This window comes from Burkholderia sp. HI2761 (genome assembly GCF_002223355.1).
Lineage (GTDB): Bacteria > Pseudomonadota > Gammaproteobacteria > Burkholderiales > Burkholderiaceae > Burkholderia.
In genome coordinates this window covers 1,959,178-1,976,002 of record NZ_NKFN01000007.1, presented here as the reverse complement: position 1 = coordinate 1,976,002, position 16,825 = coordinate 1,959,178, and the positions used below count along the sequence as shown (strand labels likewise).

Below are 16,825 nucleotides of genomic sequence, written 5' to 3'. Positions count from 1 at the left end.
CGCACGTCTCGATCGAACGTCGTCGCGCTCCAATGCACGATGACGAGTGCGTGAGCGCGCGTCGGCGCGTCAGGATTCAGGATTCGGTCGCGGCCGCGACTTCGGCCGCTTCGGCGAGCGCTTCGAGAAAGCGCGTGCGCCACCAGTGCACGTCGCTCTTGCGCACGATCGCCATCAGCCCGGCGTGACGCTGGCGGCGCTCTTCGAGCGGCATCGTGAGCGCGCGCTGGATCGCCTGCGCGGTTCCTTGCGTGTCGTACGGATTGACGAGCAGCGCCGACTTCAATTGCTCGGCCGCGCCCGCGAAACGCGACAGCACGAGCACGCCCGGGTCGGCCGCGTCCTGCGCGGCGAGGAACTCTTTCGCGACGAGGTTCATCCCGTCGCGCAGCGGCGTGACGAGTGCGACCCGGCTCGCGCGGTAGAGGCCCGGCAGGCGCTTGCGCGCGACGGTACGGTGAATGTAGCGCATCGGCATCCATTCGAGCTCGCCGTAGTCGCCGTTGATCGCGCCGCACAGGCTGTCCATCTCGCGCCGCAGGTCGTCGTAGGCGCCGAGATCCTCGCGGCTCGGTGCGGCGATCTGGATCAGCGTCGCACGGTCGCGGTTCTCCGGATACTGTTCGAGCAATTCGCGGAACGCATGCACGCGCTGCGGCAGGCCTTTCGTGTAATCGAGCCGGTCGACGCCGACCAGCAACTGGCGGCGCGAATATTCGTCGCGCATTCGTTCGAACATGGCGAGGCCGTCGCGATCGCGCGCGAGCGACTCGAATTCGTCGACGTTGATGCCGATCGGGAATGCGCCGGCCGACAGCGTACGGCCGAACGCGCGCAGTCGGCCGTCCGGCAGCCGCGCCGCGCCGGCTTCCGCTTCGACGTAATGCTCGAAGTGGAGCAGATCCGATTCGGTCTGGAAGCCGACGAGGTCGTACGCGAACAGCGAGCGCATCAGCCATTCGTGTTCCGGGATCGCGGCCATGATCGGCGGCGGCGGCATCGGGATGTGCAGGAAGAAGCCGATCGGATTCGTGCAGCCCATCGCGCGCAGCTCGGCCGCGAGCGGAATCAGCTGATAGTCGTGGACCCAGATGGTGTCGTCGGGCCGCAGCAGCGTGCGCAGCTTGCGCGCGAACAGCTGGTTCACGCGTCGGTAGCCGTCGGCGAAGCGCCGGTCGAACTGCGCGAGATCGAGCCGGTAGTGAAACACCGGCCATAGGACGTTGTTCGAGTAACCGAGGTAGTAAGCGTCGTAATCCTGCGGATCGAGATCGACCGTCGCGAGCTGGATGCCGCCGACGTTCTGGATCTGCACGTCGTCGCCATGCGCGGGCTGATCGTCGCCGCCCCGTAGCCTGCCGCTCCAGCCGAACCAGACGCCGCCGGTTTCCTGCAGGCTGTCCTTCACGGCTACGGCGAGGCCGCCGGCCGCGGCTTTACGGGGATCTGCGATGCGATTGGATACGACGACGAGTCGGCTCACCAGCTCTCCTGAAGATTGTTGGGGAAGGTTCGTGCGGCCAGGGCGCGAGAGGCAGACGCCGCCATCGGCGCGCGCTGCGCGATACGACGGGGCCGCATGGCGATCGGACGGGAGTCAGGGCACGCGATTCGCCGTCCGGTCGAAAAGTGCTTTTTTAGGATACTCGTCATTCGTGCGTTTTAAAAGTCCGTGTCGACGAACGGCGCGGGCGAGCATGCCGCGCGGGATCGACGGCGGCGCTGCGGCAACGGGCGATGCGGGAGCGGGACCGAAACTTGCGCCGCACTTAGAAGCCGTGTGTGCAAGGCCGTGCGGCGAGTGGGGCGAATCGCGTGTGACGGTGCCGACGATGCGTATGCGTGCATGACGGCATGCGTATCGACTGGAATGATTTTCGATGCGGATGCGGCGGTTACACGCCGGGCGCGGGTCTCGCGGGCCTATATGCACGCATGCCGCGAACGTGCGACGCGCAGCGGCACCGCGCGCCGCCGTGGGCGTGCGCTTCCCGGCGCATCGGACGACGACGATGCGCCGGCGCATCGCGTGCCGCGCGCGGCCGCGCATCGTGCGGGGCGCGCCAGCGCGACACAGGCGGACAAGCGGAACAGCGTGCGCATCGTCGTCTCCTTCGCGTATGCCGTTACGCGGCAGCCGGTTGCCAGCGACGCAGGTCGGCTTCCCGCGCATGCGTGCCGGGCAATGCCGCATGGGCGCCAGCCGGCATCCGGAATACGGCGACCGTTTCGGACAACTCGCGGCCCTGCGCCTCGAGCGACTTCGATGCGGCCGCCGCCTGCTCGACGAGCGCCGCGTTCTGTTGCGTCGTCTCGTCCATCTGCGTGATCGTCAGATTCACCTGATCGATGCCGCGACTCTGCTCGGCCGACGCGGCCGCGATCTCGCCCATGATGTCCGTCACGCGCGCCACGGCCTGCGTGACGTCGGACATCGTCTTGCCGGCTTCGCCCGCGAGCGCCGAGCCGTCGCGGATCGTCTGCACCGACGCAGAGATCAGCTCCTTGATTTCCTTCGCCGCCGTCGACGAGCGTTGCGCGAGACTGCGCACCTCGCTCGCGACGACCGCGAAGCCGCGACCCTGTTCGCCCGCGCGGGCGGCTTCGACCGCCGCGTTGAGCGCGAGGATGTTGGTCTGGAACGCGATGCCTTCGATGATGCCGGTGATGTCGGCGATCTTCGACGAGCTTTGGCCGATCTCCGTCATCGTATCGACCACGCGACCGACCACCGAACTGCCGCGATGCGCGACGTCCGACGCATTCGCGGCGAGCGTGCTCGCCTGCTGCGCGTTTTCCGCGTTCAGGCGCACGGTGGACGTGAATTGCTCCATCGTCGCCGCGGTTTCCTGCAGCGATGCGGCCTGTTCCTCGGTGCGCTGGCTCAGGTCGAGGTTGCCCGATGCGATCTCGCTGACCGCGTGCGCGATGCTGTTCGACGAGTCGCGCACGCGGCCGACGATGCCGATCAACCGCTCGTTCATCGTCCGCAGCGCGTCGAGCAGGTCGCGCGTTTCGTCGTTGCCGCGCACCTCGATGCGGCTGCCGAGATCGCCGTTCGCCACCGTGCGTGCGACGTCCACGGCCGAGCCGATCGGCACCGTGATCTTGCGCGTCAGCCACAGGCCGCCGCCGGTCGCGATCGCGATGGCGAGCAGGCTGATGCCGGCCAGAAGGTTGCGCTCCACCGCGTAGCGATCCGCGAATGCCTGCGCGATCTCGATTTCGCGTTCATGCGTATAGGTCGCGTAGGCGTCGGTCGCACGCACCAGTTGCGCGAGCAGCGGGCGGCAATTGTCGTCGATGTCGGCGATTGCCTCGTCCTTCTTGCCGGCTTGCGCGAGCCCGACGATGCGCAGCGCGACCGGCCCGTAGCGGGTTTCGATGCGTACGATCTCGGCCACCAGTTCGCGTGCGCGAGCGGAGGTATCGGTCGCGTCCGCCATGAGTTCCTTGAGCTTCGCGAGATGGTCCTGCACGTCCTTGTGCGCGCGGTTCACCTCGGCCAGCTCGGCCTCGATGTCGGAGGGCCGGGTGACGAGCACGAGATTGCGCGCGGCGATCGCGCGCCGGTCGACCGCGGTGCGGATTTGCGCGGACAGGTTCGCCCGCGCGTTGATGCCGTTCATGTAGCGTGAAAACTCGGTGTTGGTGTCGGACAGTGCCTTGAGGGCCATGCCCGATACGGTTACGACGACCGCGGCGAGCAGGCCGAAGCCGCCAAGGAGTTTTGTTTTGATGCTCATTCTGGCGATTTTCACGTGGTGCCCCTGCGCGTGTGGTTTGGTAAATTGAATTTATCGTGCGACCAGATACGGGCTCGTGCCGGATTTAACGGGTATTCGGGATGATTCTTTAGCCTTCGAAAACCCTTACATTCGTTTTCTTGATGCTGACGGCCTTATCGGGTGGGCTTCCTTGATCTGGATCAAAAATCTCGCGGGGCGCGGTTTATTCAATTTGTTATGCGCAGGATTTGAAGCCAGCTTTACTGGCAAAACAAAAAACATCTTTTTTATAATAATCGTCAGATGATTTCGTTCTGATTTACTGGCGAATAAAGGAATTTCGTTACGATGCGCGGGTTCGACGTGAACGGTGTAATCGACGTAATGGCGCGATGGATTGACGAATAAAACGGAACGGCGCGGGCGGTTCGCATTCGCGCCGGTAACAGGCCCGCGGCGGGCGCCGCGGGCCGTACGAGGGTCAGAACGTGGTGCGCAATCCGGCCATCACGCTGCGGCCGCCTTCCGGTGCGAAGCCGCGCACGACCGAAGTCGAGTAGCGAATCTCCTGGTTCGTCAGGTTGTCGCCGCGCAGGTACGCGAGCCAGTGCGTCGAGCCGACGCGGAACTTGTAGGTCAGCATCACGCCGAGCGACGTGTAGCCGTCCGTCGAGAAGTCGTTGTCGGGTACCCGATGCTGCGACCACGCGTGCGTGACCTGCGCACGCGCGCCGAACGGGCCGTAACCGTAGTCGGCCGCAAGCGTCGCGCGCAGCGGCGCGATGCGCGGCAGCGGCTGCCCCGTGTCGACGTTGCGCGCGTGCGTATAGTCGGCCGTCAGTTCGAGATCGACCGTATGGCCGCGCCGCGCGAATGCACGCCACTTGCCGTCCAGCTCGATGCCGTAGAACTCGGCGCGCACGCCGCGATAGATCGCCTCGTTGAGCGAGCCGTCGGTGCCGGGCGCGACGGGCTCGCCGTCGCCGTCCACCACGCGGCCGGTGTTGTACTCGGTCAGGTAGTTGGAGAAGCGGTTGTAGAACACGCCGACGCTGCCGCGGTTCGGCCCGCTCGCATAGCGCAGCGACAGGTCGGTCGACACGGCTTTTTCCTTCGACGCGTTCGGGTTGCCGATCAGGAACTGGCCGGTCGCATCGTGCGGGCCGTTCGAATACAGCTCGTAGAAGGTCGGCGCGCGTTCGGTGTAGGCGACGTTCGCCGCGATCGACCATACCGGCGTCAGCGAGAACAGCGCGCCGGCCGACAGGCTGCCGGCGTTGAAGTCGCGCGGCTGCGCGAGCGCGAATTTTTCGACGCCGGCCGGATCGGGATCGACCTTCACGTGCTCGAAGCGGCCGCCGAGGCTCAGCTTCAGCGCCGGGACGACCTGCCATTCCTCGAGGCCGAACAGCGCGACGCTGTTCGTGCGCGTGGACGGCACGAGCAATTCGTCGCCGAGAGCGGAGAACGTGTTCTGGCCGAACTGCACGCCGATCGCGCCTTCGAACGGGCCGATCTTGCGATGGCGCGCCTCGATGCGCGCCTCGTAGCCGCGGTTGCGGAAGGTGGTCGCCGTCTCGCCGTTGTCGACTTCCTTGTGGCGGTAGTCGGTGTACGCGAAGTCGAATTTCAGCTTCGTGAACGGTCCGCTCAGGTTGCGTACCTCGGAGGCGAGCGCGAGGCGTTCCTGGCGCATCCGCAGCCGCACGTCGCTTTCCGCGACGGAGCCGTAGTTCGACTCGTAGCCGCTGTACGACAGGCCCGCGAAACCGTCCGCCCACGTGTACGACGCGCCGACCGCGCCGCCGTGCACGCGGCCGTCGCTGTTCGGCACGTTGCCTTCCGGTTGCGGCGTATCGGGGCCGTCGAGCGCGCGTTGCTGGCTGCTGCGCGCGTAGCCGGGAATCCGCAGCTTGCTCGTCTCGCGATCGAATGCATCGACGTGGAACGCGAAGCGGCCGTTGCCGCCTTCGACCTGCGCGGCGCCCGCGCGCACGGAATTCGCGCCGCCGTAGCGCGCGTCGAGCGCGCCGGTCACGCCCTCGATCGCTTCACGCGGAATCCGGTTGTCGATCGTGTTGACGACGCCGCCCACCGCATTGCCGCCGTACAGCAGCGCGGCCGGGCCGCGCACGATCTCGACGCGCTCGATCGACAGCGGATCCTGCGGCACCGCATGGTCGTACGACAGCGACGACGCGTCATAGGCCGCGACGCCGTTCTGCAGCAGCCGGATCCGGTCGCCGTCCATTCCGCGGATGATCGGACGCCCGACCATCGGCCCGTAGGTGGTGGTCGACACGCCGGGCAGCCCGTTGAGCGTTTCGCCGAGCGAATCGGCCTGGCGGCGCGTCAGCGCATCGCCGGAAAGCTGGACGGTCGGTGCGATCAGTTCGGTGTCGCCCAGCGGGTTCGCGGTCACGAAGATCGGTGCGAGCGGTGCGGCGGCCGGCGTACCGGACGCGGCGGGCGCATCGGTCTGCGCGTGGGCGACGGCGGCGAACAGCATCAGCGACAAGGATGAGAGCGGGCGAAGCGGTAAGCGAGGGTGGTCGCGCATGGTCGGTGAATCGGTTGGAATCGGATCGGATAACGAGCGATGCGGGTCACCGCTAGATACGATATATTGTTGCGTCAATGACGCGCAATGACCCGTTGAAACATGGCTCGGCGAGGCTCGGCCACCTCGGTTGGAATCGCGTCAGGCGGACGAGCACGCGAAATGATATGTTATATCATTTCAAATTCCAAGCCGAATGGCAGGATCCCGTCGGGTTTCCGTTGGATCGGCGATGGTCGTGGGAGCGGCGGGGCGGCGACGCGGCGTGCAACCGCCGGCTCGAGCTTTCGCGTCAAACGACGCCGATCGTGGCGAAGCCGCGTTGACCGTGGCATGCGCCCCGATGCGTTGACGCGTATCAACGTGCTCCGATTCCGAAACCGGATACTGGGTTGCTCATCGACCAGACAGGAGCAACGCATGACCCAGACCATGAAAGCGGCCGTGGTACACGCGTTCGGCGAGCCGTTGCGCATCGAGGAAGTCCCGATCCCCGCACCGGGGCCCGGCCGGATTCTCGTCAACATCAAGGCGTCGGGCGTGTGCCATACCGATCTGCACGCGGCCGACGGCGACTGGCCCGTCAAGCCGTCGCTGCCGTTCATCCCGGGCCATGAAGGCGTGGGGATCGTCGCGGCGGTCGGCGCGGGCGTCACGCATGTGCGTGAGGGCGACCGTGTCGGTGTGCCGTGGCTCTACACGGCCTGCGGTCATTGCGAGTACTGCTGCACGGGCTGGGAAACGCTGTGCCATGGCCAGCAGAACACCGGTTATTCGGTGAACGGCAGCTACGCGGAATACGTGCTGGCCGATCCCGATTACGTCGGCCAGTTGCCCGCGCAGGTCGAGTTCGACGAGATCGCGCCGATCCTGTGCGCGGGCGTCACGGTCTACAAGGGCATTCGCGTCACCGACACGCGTCCGGGCCAGTGGCTGGCGATTTCCGGCATTGGCGGCCTCGGGCACGTGGCCGTGCAGTATGCGCGTGCGATGGGCCTGCACGTCGCGGCCGTCGACATCTCGCCCGACAAGCTCGCGCTGGCGCGGCAACTGGGTGCACACCTGACGATCGATGCATCGGTCGACGATCCCGCGAAAGTGATCCAGAAGGAAATCGGCGGGGCGCACGGCGTGCTCGTCACGGCCGTGTCGCGCGGCGCGTTCGCGCAGGCGCTCGGGATGGTCCGGCGCGGCGGTACGGTGGCGCTCAACGGCCTGCCGCCGGGCGATTTCCCGTTGCCGATCTTCTCGACCGTGCTGAACGGGATCACCGTGCGCGGGTCGATCGTCGGCACGCGGCGCGATCTGCAGGAGTCGCTCGATTTCGCGGCGGACGGCCTGGTGCGCGCCCACATCCACCGCGACCGGCTCGCCAACATCAACGACATATTCGCGAAGCTGAGGCAAGGGAAGGTCGACGGGCGCATCGTGCTGACCGACATGCATTGATGCGCCGAACCTGCGCACGCCGCCGCGCGGCGCATGGCGTCGCGCGGCGGCGTGACGTCATCCTCGCATCACGGCGCGAAGAACACGTCGGTGCGGTTCGTCAGGTTGCCCGCGTTGGTCTGGACGAAGAACGGATGGAACGACGACGACGGGAGGACGTCGAGCCCCTGGTAGTCGCCGATGAAGAACCCTTCGGCATTGGGCGCGAGCTTCATGTCGAACGGGCCGCCGACGCGCCGCTCGTCGGCGAACGTGGTGCCGCCGTCGTGCGAGATCTTGCGCCAGAAGCCGGTCGGCAGCGTCGTCGTGTTGCCGGCCTGCAGGTCGCGGAAGTCGTAGTACGTGACCATCACCGCACCCGTGTTGTCGACGCGCACCGATGGATTGAACGCGGGGCGCCCGGTCGGCGTGTTTACCTGTTGCGGCGTGCTCCATGTCGCGCCGCCGTTCTTCGACGTCGATATCGCGATCTCGTCGTACGTGCCGCCGTTGAAGCGGCTGTCCTGCCACACGACGTAGAGCTGCCCCGATGCCGGGTCGATCGCCGGCTCCGGAATGATGTCGCCGGTGCGCACGGGTTCGCCGGTGTTCGGATCCGTGACGCCGACCGTCTGCAGTCCCGCGATCACCTGCGGCTTGGTCCACGTCGCGCCGTCGTCGGTCGACTTGATGAACGCGACCTTGCCGGCCGCCTTGCTGAACGGCGGCTGGATCAGGTCGAAGAAATCGTAGAGCGTGCCGCTCTTCGGATCGACGACGATCTGGTTGCCGATCGTCTGCTGACGCGACGGGACATTGACGATGACCTTCGCGGCGCTCCACGTCTTGCCGCCGTCGGTCGTCTTCGAGAACAGCGTCGGCCCGCGGAATGCCTGCGTGTGCAGGTTCGCGTACGGGTTGCCGTTCGGCAGTTCGAGGCGGTCCCATACCGCGTATGCGGTACCGGCCTTCACCGGGTTGGCGGTCACCGATTCCTTGTCGTTGAAGAATTGCGTCGTCGGTTCGTCATTCGCGATCAGCACGGCCGGGCTGCTCCACGTCTGTCCGCCGTCGGTCGAGACGGACGCGGCGACCGCGTTGCCGTTGTTCGACTGATTGAACGAGATCGACACCGAGTACGCGGTGCCGTCCGGACCGAACGACACCCATGGATCGGATGCGCGCTCGTACTTCAGTCCGCCCGGCGCGCATGCGCTGAACGGCTGCGGCGTGCGCGCCCAGGTTGCGCCGGCATCGAACGAGTAGCCGGCGACGAGCCCGTGGGCGCCGCCGTTCGACCAGCGGTCCTGCTGCCACACGCCGATCATGTTGTTCGGATTCGCCGGGTTGACCGCGAGCCACGGTTCGACTTCTGCATTCACGTAGTTGGTGCCCGGGCCGCCGATGGTGCACGCGGCGAACGGGCTGGGGCCCGACACGACGACGGGTTCGGCGTGCGCCGCGGCAGCGGCGGCCAGCGCCATCGCGGCGGACAGGCGGGTGACAAGCGGATGGGACACGATCATGCGTCGCATGGACGACTCCTCGGTGAGGTGCGGATGCGATGGCGGGGCACGACGAGACGACGCGAGCCGGGGCGCGGCCAATCGAGCCGCGCGCGTCGTTACGTGCCGTTCAGCATGCCGCTTCGGTCATCGCCATCCGCGTGCGCTGGATGCCGCCAGCGCTTCGGTTAAGACTCCTCTTCATTTTCATTGCTTGTCGGGTGTGCCTGCGATGTCGACCCGACGGGAAAGCCGGTCCGGGCATGCGACGAATGCGTCGAAGTGGATTGCAATGTAGGCGATTCGAATGCCGCGCGACAGACGGTTTTTTGTAACAGTACGTAGCCGGAAAGCGTTGCCGGAAGCAGGCGCGGGCACGCAAGATTTGCCGCTGCGGCGGCATGAAAATCGAATCGAAAACGCGAATCGCAATCGCTCGCGATTGATGTCGGCGCGAGCCGCTCGTGAGTGCGTGACGCGCTGCTCAGCGCTCCGCTGGAAAACGCTCCTGCAACGCGTGCAGCCAGCGCGCGACGACATCGAGTTCGTCGTCGGAAAACCCGTCGCACAGCTTGCCGTTGAGTTCGCGCAGCAGCACGCGTGCGCGCTTGAGTGCCGCGAGGCCTTCGTCGGTCAGGTACAGCCGCGTCGCGCGGCCGTCGTCCGAATCGGCATGACGCGTAATGAGGCCGGCTTTCGCCATGCGGTCGGCGAGCCCCGTCATCGCGGACGGCGCGAGCTGCAATGCGGCGCCGACTTCGCCGATCAGCGCGCCGTCCTGCTTCGCGAGACAGAACAGCGCGCCGGCCTGCGCGGCGCTCGCGCGCGTCTCGGTTTCGGCCTTGCGGTCGATCCAGCGCTGCACGCGCCGCTGGCCGATGTTCAACATGAAAAACAGTCGTCGGTCTTCGCTCAAGCTGGGTTCCCGGCTGCAATGGAAAGGGAGGGGCGGCTCGCGGTGCGCGGCGTGTCGAGTGCCTGTGCGAGCCAATCGGCGACGTCGGGCCACAGCACGGCGCCGGGCCGGCTGCGAAAGAAGCCCATGTGCCCGACCGGGCCGCTGCCCGCCGCGCGCGGATCGATCTGGCGGCGTTCGACCTTCGCGCGGGTCAGATAGCTTACCAGCAGGCCGATCGCGGCCGGGTTCGCCCACGGATCGTCGTCGAAGCCGAGCGCAAGGATCGGCAACTGCTGCTTCGAGAAGCGCTCGGCCGCGCCGAGTGTCGGATCGTCGAAGAAATAGTGCGGCAGCGTCGTCCAGCGGCTCCATTCGCGGAACACGCCCGCCGGCAGATCCTCGCCGAGCCCGAGCCGCTTGCCGGGCACGTAGCCGAGCAGCGCGGACATCAGCGGGCCGAGCACGCGCAGGATCAAACGCACCTTCAGGCGCTCGGCCGCCCGTTCGATCAGCCGCGTGCTGCCCGCATGCGCGGCGACGAGCACGGCGGCGCGTAGATGCGGCGTCGCGCCGGACAGCCCGATCGCGTGTCCGCCGACGCTGTGGCCGACCGCCAGCAGCGGCAGCCCTTCATACGTGTGCCGGGCCCACGCGGTCGCGGCGGCCACGTCGAGCTCCATCCAGTCGCGCATGCGGGCCTGCAGCGCGCCCGGACGCGCGGGCCGCGATGCGCCGATGCCGCGGTAGTCGTAGGTCAGCGCCGCGAAACCACGTTCGGTCAGAAAGCGCGCGAAGCCCGCATACAGCCGTTCAGGGACGGCCGTCGCCGGATGGATCAGCACCAGTGCGCGCGGTTCGGCGTCGGGTGTCCACAGCGTGCCGCGCAGCGGATAGCCGTCGATGGCGGAGAACTCGATGGGTTGGGCAGTCATGGTCGTCGTCGCTCCGGGAATTTATTTCGCATGCAAAATATAGTGCGAAGTTTATTTCGTGTGCGAAATATATGTCGAGGAATCGTTCGAAGGCTACGCGCGGGAGGCATTCTCATCTCGACCACGTTTCGCCCTATCTCGACACGTCACCACGTGAACTTCGCGAAGCGACCGCCGGGATCGAGCTTTGAGAGTGAAGGACATATATGCATAAAGGGGTGGGGGGGATCCCTGCCGATAACGAGCGGGTGGCTCCCCTTTGGACATGCCGATCTCCGTATCTTCATTGTAGATACTCGACGCTTGCAATTCGTCCTGCATGTATCTACAATGGATCGACACATGGAGGTGTGTCATGGAACTCAAGATTCAAAAATGGGGCAATAGTGCGGCAGTTCGTCTGCCGAGCGTTTTGCTCGAACAGATCCACGCAACGGTCGGCAGTTCGCTGAGCGCGGACGTGCGTCCGGATGGCGTGTTGCTGACCCCGGCCCGCCGTAAGTATTCGCTGAATGATCTTGTCGCCCAATGCGACGCGAAAGCCCCTTTCCCGGCCGACATGGCTGCGTGGGGCGAAGTCAAGCCGGTGGGGCGTGAGGCATGGTGAGGCGAGTCAAGTTCGAGCGAGGCGATATCGTGCGCGTGAACCTGAATCCGACTGTTGGCCGTGAGCAGCAAGGCGACTTTCGTCCGGCGCTTGTGCTCTCGCCCGCAGCGTTCAACGCTTTGGGCGTTGCACAGGTCGCACCGATCACCCAGGGTGGCGAATTTGCCCGCTTCGCAGGGTTCGCGGTACCGCTGTCCGGTGCGGGGACCGAGACGCAAGGCGTAGCGCTCGTGAACATGGTTCGCATGCTTGATCTGGAAGCGCGGGGCGCTCGCAAGGTCGAACGCGCACCTGTTGAGGTTGTAGAAGATGCACTCGCTAGGCTTCAGACGATCATCGAGTAAGAAAAACAGCGGTGCAAGATGGTGTTCGACACGATGAAGCGCGAATTGAGCGAGCTGGTCGACCTTGTTCGCCGGACGACCGAATGGGAGACGTCGGTCGACTGTGGAAAAGCGAATCTCGTGGACGTTCCGGCTGACGCTCGCTTGGCGCATCACGCGCGCCTGGCGCGGATGTAGACTTGCGCGCCAAATACGACCTGTAGCGGAAAACGTCATGAGTGAACGTTATCGACCAGGCCACGATGCGGAAGCGAATGTGCGTCGAGTCGTGCGCGATACCTCTCCAATGGCGACTTCTACTTACGATGAGCATGACGCAATCGTCTACGACGAAGCTACTGGCGACCTGCTCGGCACGGCGAATGAGGGCGATTGGGCTGACGAGATGGCCTGGCAGGACGCAGCCCGACGCGTGATGCGAGATTGAGGACGGAAAACTCATGCTCGACTACGGGCGCGCACTGATTCCGGCGATCCGTGCGCGGGTTGCAGAGCTTGACCGGCAGGGCTCGGCGGTACCGGCTTGGGCAAGAGGCCGGCTGTCGGCCGGCGGGCCGGCCGGGCACGTCCGGGACAGCGCTGCACTGCCCATGACGGCCCTCGCGCGCAGCGCGACCTGAACGGCGACCCACGTCGCCGCTCGTCAGAACGACGGCAACCCCGGCGGATTGGTCTCCGCCCGCGCGACCGCTTCACTCTGCAATCCCCAACGCGCCAGCGCCTGGCCATAGCGGCCGTTGCCGATCAATGCATTGGTCGCAAGCGTCAGCGCGGGCGCGAGCCCGCTGCCGCGACGTGTCGCGATCGCGACATCCGCATTCGCCGGCCAGCCGGCATTGACGACACCGACACGGCGGATCTTGCCGCTGCGCGCGGCCTCGTACGCGAGCGACGCGTTCGGGTTCAGCTCCGCGTCCGCGCGGCCCGACAGCAGCGCGACGCGCGCCGTTGCATCGTCGTCGAAATAGAGCAGCTCGGCCGGCTTGAGCCCCTGCGCGACGTTGCGCTTGCTCCATTCGAGCAGAATGCGCTCCTGGCTCGTGCCGGCGCCGGTGATGATCCGCAAACCCGCGATGTCCTTCGGCTCGGCGATTTTCTGGATCGCGCTGCCGGTGCGCACGTAGAAGCCGTGCAGCCCGAGCCGGTAGGTCGTGAAATCGTATTTCTCCTTGCGCTTCTCGGTCACGCCGACGTTCGAGATCACCGCGTCGTACTTGCCGGACGTCAGCCCGAGCGGCCAGTCGGCCCATGCGATCGGCACCAGCACGAGCGTACGGCCGAGCGCGTCGGCAACGAGCTGCGCATAGTCGGGATCGGCGCCGACCACGGTGCGCGCGTCGGTCGCATAGGTCGATACGGGCGGCGCGTGCGGCGAAATCGCGACCGTGAACGCGCCGTCGTGCACCCAGCGGTAGCCGCTTGCCGCGCGGATGGCCGCGTCGTCGGGGCCGGCGCGCACGCGCCCGGCCTGGCGCGGATCGAGGTCGGCGGTGGCCGCAGCCGCGCGCGCCGCATGCCACGGCAGGCCCGTTGCCGCGACCAGCGCGGCCGTGATGAACTGGCGCCGATCGGTCATCGCGCGGCACCTCGCGAGTCGGAAGCGGCGCGCATCACAGCACCCGCGACAGGAACGCGCGGGTGCGCGGATGCGACGGTGCGTCGAGCACGACGGCCGGCGGCCCGGCCTCGACGATGCGCCCGCGTTCCATGAAGAGCACGTTGTCCGCCACTTCGCGTGCGAAGCCGATCTCGTGCGTGACGATCACGAGCGTCGTGCCCGAGCGCGCGAGTTCCTTGATCACGTCGAGCACTTCGTTGACGAGTTCCGGGTCGAGCGCCGACGTCGGCTCGTCGAACAGCAGCACCTTCGGCCGCAGTGCGAGCGCCCGCGCGATCGCGACGCGTTGCTGCTGGCCGCCGGACAACTGGCGCGGATACGCATCGGCTTTGTCCGCGAGGCCGACCCGCGCGAGCAGCGTGCGCGCGGCGTGCTCGGCCGCGTCGCGCGTCAGGCCGGCGGCGGCGACCGGCGCTTCGACCAGGTTCTCGAGCACCGTCAGGTGCGGGAACAGGTTGAAGTTCTGGAACACCATGCCGACGGCCGTGCGCCGCTTCAACACGTCGCGTTCGCTCAATTCGTGCAGCACGTCGCCGTCGCGGCGATACCCGACCAGTTCGCCGTCGATGTCGATGAAGCCGTCGTCGACGCGTTCGAGATGGTTGATCGTACGCAGCAGCGTCGACTTGCCGGAGCCCGACGGACCGACGATCACGGTCACGCTGCCGCGCGGTGCGACGAGCGACACGTTGTCGAGCACGCGCTGCATGCCGAACTGCTTCGACACGCCATGCACGGCCACTTCGCCGCCGGTGCGCGACACGGCGGCCGCGGTATCGGTGCGGGTGTCGCCCGCGGCCTGCGTGCCCGATGCCGCGCGGCGCGACGCGACACGCCGCGATAGCCCGCCGATGCGCGCAAGCGCGAACGTGAGCACGGACGGCGGCGGATTGCGCAGCGCACCGCGCGCATAGTGCCGCTCGACCTGCACCTGAATCGCGGACAGCACGGTCAGGATGATCAGGTACCAGACGGTCGCGACCATCAGCAGCGGAATCACTTCGAGGTTGCGGCGATAGATCACCTGCACCGTATAGAACAACTCCGGCATCGCGAGCACGTACACCATCGACGTGCCTTTCGCGAGCGAGATCAGGTCGTTGAACGCGGTCGGCAGGATCGCGCGCATCGCCTGCGGCAGCACGATCCGCGACGTCTGCCGGCCGCGCGGCAGCCCGAGCGCGGCGGCGGCCTCGAGCTGCCCCTGGTCGACCGCGAGAATGCCGCCGCGGATCACTTCCGCGGAAAACGCCGCATGGTTCAGCGTGAGGCCGAGCACGGCCGCGAGGAACGGGCTGATGAGGTCGGTCGTCGGCGTGTCGAACCACACGATGTCGGTGAACGGCACGCCGAGCCGCACATGCTCGTACAGGTAGCCGAGATTGTTCAGGATCAGCAGCAGCACGATCAGCGGAATCGAGCGGAACAGCCACACGAAGGTCCACGCGCTGGCGGACAGCAGGCGCGAGCGCGACAGCCGGGCCAGCGCGACGAACGCGCCGAGCACGAAGCCGAACACCGCGCCGAGCAGCGTCAGCACCAGCGTGCGCGCGAGCCCCGACAGCACCGGCGGCGACAGGAACCATTCGGCGAACACCGGCCAGCCCCATTGCGGGTTGCCGAGGACCGAATGCAGCGTGATCGCGATCAGCACGAGCGCGAGCACGGTGCCGGCCGTGCGCGACCGGTGGCGCGCGGGCACGATCCGCAAACGCGTGCCGGGCTCGCGTGCGCCGGAGGAAGAGAGCGGCGGCAGCGCGCCGCCGAGGTGGGTCGTGTCGCTCATGTCGTGGAATCCTCGAATGGATCGATCGGCGGGCGCGCCGCGCATGGGCGGCGCCCGGCGTCAGGCGTGCGCTTCGGCGGCCGTTTCCTGTGCGGCGCCGGGCGTCGCGTAGCGGCTCGCCTTGCGCGGCAGACCGAGGTGGTCGCGCAGCGTGGCGCCGGGCAGGTCGCGGCTGTAGCGGCCGCGCGCCTCGAGCACCGGAATCACGAGTTCGATGAAATCGTCGATACCCTGCGCCTGTACCGGAAAACCGAGGATGAAGCCGTCGCCGGCGCCGGCGTCGTGCCAGCGGATCAACTCGTCGGCGACGTGCTCGGCCGTGCCGATGAAGTTCGGGCGCGGCGTCGCGACCGCGAGCGCGGTCTCGCGCAGCGACAGGCCTTTTTGTTTCGCATCGGCCTTGATCCGGTCGGTGGTCGAGCGGAAGCTGTTGCGGCCGAGCTCGCCGAGTTCCGGGAACGGCGCGTCGAGCGCGTACTGCGTGAAATCGTGGTGATCGAAATAGCGGCCGAGGTACGCGAGCGCCTCGTCGATCGTCAGCAGGTCGCGGATCGCCTGGTATTTGTCCTCCGCTTCGGCGGTCGTGCGGCCGACGATCGGCCCCACGCCGGGGAAGATCTTCACGTCGCCGGCCTGCCGCCCGTGCTCGATCGCGCTCTGTTTCACCCGCCGCGTGAACGCGGCCGTTTCCTCGATCGACGGCGAATGCGTGAACACGGCATCCGCGTATTTGCCCGCGAGGCCGATCCCGGTGTCGGACGAGCCGGCCTGGAAGATCACGGGTTGCCCCTGCGGCGAGCGCTGGATGTTCAGCGGGCCGGCGACCTGGAAGAAGCGGCCGTGGTGATCGAGCGTATGCAGCTTGTCGCGATCGAAGAAGCGGCCGGTCGCGCGGTCGCGCACGAATGCATCGTCGTCCCAGCTGTCCCACAGGCCCTGCACGACCTCGAGGTATTCGTCGGCGATCTCGTAGCGCAGTTCGTGATCCGGGTGCGCCTTGCCGAAATTCTTCGCGGTGCCTTCGAGCGGCGTCGTCACGACGTTCCAGCCTGCGCGCCCGCCGCTGATCGCGTCGAGCGACGCGAGTTGGCGCGCGACCGTGAACGGCTCGCTGTACGACGTCGAGATCGTGCCCGCGAGCCCGATCTTCTTCGTCGCGACCGCAAGCGCCGACAGCACGGTCAGCGGCTCGAAGCGATTCAGGAAGTGCGGGATCGACTTCTCGTTGATGTAGAGGCCGTCCGCGACGAACGCGAACGCGATGCCGGCGGCTTCCGCCTTGCGCGCGACGCCGATCGCGAAGTCGAGGTTGATGCTCGCGTCGGGCGGGTTGCTCGGATGCCGCCACGCGTTCATGTGGCTGCCTGCGCCTTGCAGCATCAGGCCGAAGGGTATCGATCGTCGGGTCGTCATGATGGA

13 protein-coding genes are annotated in these 16,825 nt (G+C 66.9%); 4 read left to right on the top strand and 9 right to left on the bottom strand.

Annotated features, from left to right (window positions below; all coding sequences use genetic code 11):
* Positions 1–76 precede the first annotated feature (76 nt).
* The 3 genes from otsA to CFB46_RS26505 all read right to left on the bottom strand — a co-directional run bounded on the left by otsA (position 77) and on the right by CFB46_RS26505 (position 6,237).
* Entirely contained in the window at positions 77–1,483 is a 1,407-nt protein-coding gene (otsA, locus tag CFB46_RS26520) for an alpha,alpha-trehalose-phosphate synthase (UDP-forming) (protein ID WP_027780730.1), read from the bottom strand.
* A gap of 643 nt (positions 1,484–2,126) precedes the next feature.
* Positions 2,127–3,746 (bottom strand): methyl-accepting chemotaxis protein, encoded by a 1,620-nt coding sequence (locus CFB46_RS26510; RefSeq protein WP_089501800.1) that lies wholly within the window; start codon positions 3,744–3,746, stop codon positions 2,127–2,129.
* Between the two features lie 463 nt (positions 3,747–4,209).
* The gene (locus CFB46_RS26505) at positions 4,210–6,237 is read right to left on the bottom strand and encodes a TonB-dependent receptor (RefSeq protein WP_089502363.1); all 2,028 of its coding nucleotides are present in this window, start codon (positions 6,235–6,237) and stop codon (positions 4,210–4,212) included.
* A gap of 471 nt (positions 6,238–6,708) precedes the next feature.
* Between CFB46_RS26505 and adhP the strand changes: the two genes are divergently transcribed.
* Complete coding sequence (gene adhP / locus CFB46_RS26500; protein ID WP_089501799.1) at positions 6,709–7,737, top strand: alcohol dehydrogenase AdhP; 1,029 nt, start codon at positions 6,709–6,711, stop codon at positions 7,735–7,737.
* A 68-nt stretch (positions 7,738–7,805) separates the two neighbouring features.
* Here adhP and CFB46_RS26495 read toward each other — a convergent pair whose 3' ends face one another.
* From CFB46_RS26495 to CFB46_RS26485, 3 genes are all read right to left on the bottom strand, one after another.
* On the bottom strand, positions 7,806–9,251 hold the full coding sequence (locus CFB46_RS26495; protein ID WP_089501798.1) for a sialidase family protein: 1,446 nt from the start codon (positions 9,249–9,251) through the stop codon (positions 7,806–7,808).
* Positions 9,252–9,705: 454 nt separating this feature from the next.
* The gene (locus CFB46_RS26490) at positions 9,706–10,137 is read right to left on the bottom strand and encodes a MarR family winged helix-turn-helix transcriptional regulator (RefSeq protein WP_027780725.1); all 432 of its coding nucleotides are present in this window, start codon (positions 10,135–10,137) and stop codon (positions 9,706–9,708) included.
* A complete protein-coding gene (locus CFB46_RS26485; protein ID WP_089501797.1) occupies positions 10,134–11,051 on the bottom strand; it encodes an alpha/beta hydrolase family protein in 918 nt (305 codons plus the stop codon). The genes CFB46_RS26490 and CFB46_RS26485 overlap by 4 nt, the downstream gene beginning before the upstream one ends.
* A 355-nt stretch (positions 11,052–11,406) precedes the next feature.
* On the opposite strand from CFB46_RS26485, the gene CFB46_RS26480 reads away from it, so the two are divergent.
* From CFB46_RS26480 to CFB46_RS35565, 3 genes are all read left to right on the top strand, one after another.
* A complete protein-coding gene (locus CFB46_RS26480) occupies positions 11,407–11,658 on the top strand; it encodes an AbrB/MazE/SpoVT family DNA-binding domain-containing protein (RefSeq protein ID WP_027780723.1) in 252 nt (83 codons plus the stop codon).
* Positions 11,652–12,002 (top strand): type II toxin-antitoxin system ChpB family toxin, encoded by a 351-nt coding sequence (locus CFB46_RS26475; RefSeq protein ID WP_089501796.1) that lies wholly within the window; start codon positions 11,652–11,654, stop codon positions 12,000–12,002. The genes CFB46_RS26480 and CFB46_RS26475 overlap by 7 nt, the downstream gene beginning before the upstream one ends.
* Before the next feature lie 214 nt (positions 12,003–12,216).
* Positions 12,217–12,429, top strand: a complete 213-nt coding sequence (locus CFB46_RS35565) for a hypothetical protein (protein ID WP_143751668.1) — start codon at positions 12,217–12,219, stop codon at positions 12,427–12,429.
* Positions 12,430–12,645: 216 nt separating this feature from the next.
* Here CFB46_RS35565 and CFB46_RS26465 read toward each other — a convergent pair whose 3' ends face one another.
* From CFB46_RS26465 to CFB46_RS26455, 3 genes are read right to left on the bottom strand one after another with little or no spacing between them, the layout of a single operon-like run.
* Positions 12,646–13,578, bottom strand: a complete 933-nt coding sequence (locus CFB46_RS26465; protein ID WP_089501795.1) for an ABC transporter substrate-binding protein — start codon at positions 13,576–13,578, stop codon at positions 12,646–12,648.
* 34 nt (positions 13,579–13,612) lie between these two features.
* Entirely contained in the window at positions 13,613–15,406 is a 1,794-nt protein-coding gene (locus CFB46_RS36785; RefSeq protein WP_089501794.1) for an amino acid ABC transporter permease/ATP-binding protein, read from the bottom strand.
* A 60-nt stretch (positions 15,407–15,466) separates the two neighbouring features.
* Positions 15,467–16,819, bottom strand: a complete 1,353-nt coding sequence (locus CFB46_RS26455; protein WP_089501793.1) for an LLM class flavin-dependent oxidoreductase — start codon at positions 16,817–16,819, stop codon at positions 15,467–15,469.
* Positions 16,820–16,825: the final 6 nt, after the last annotated feature.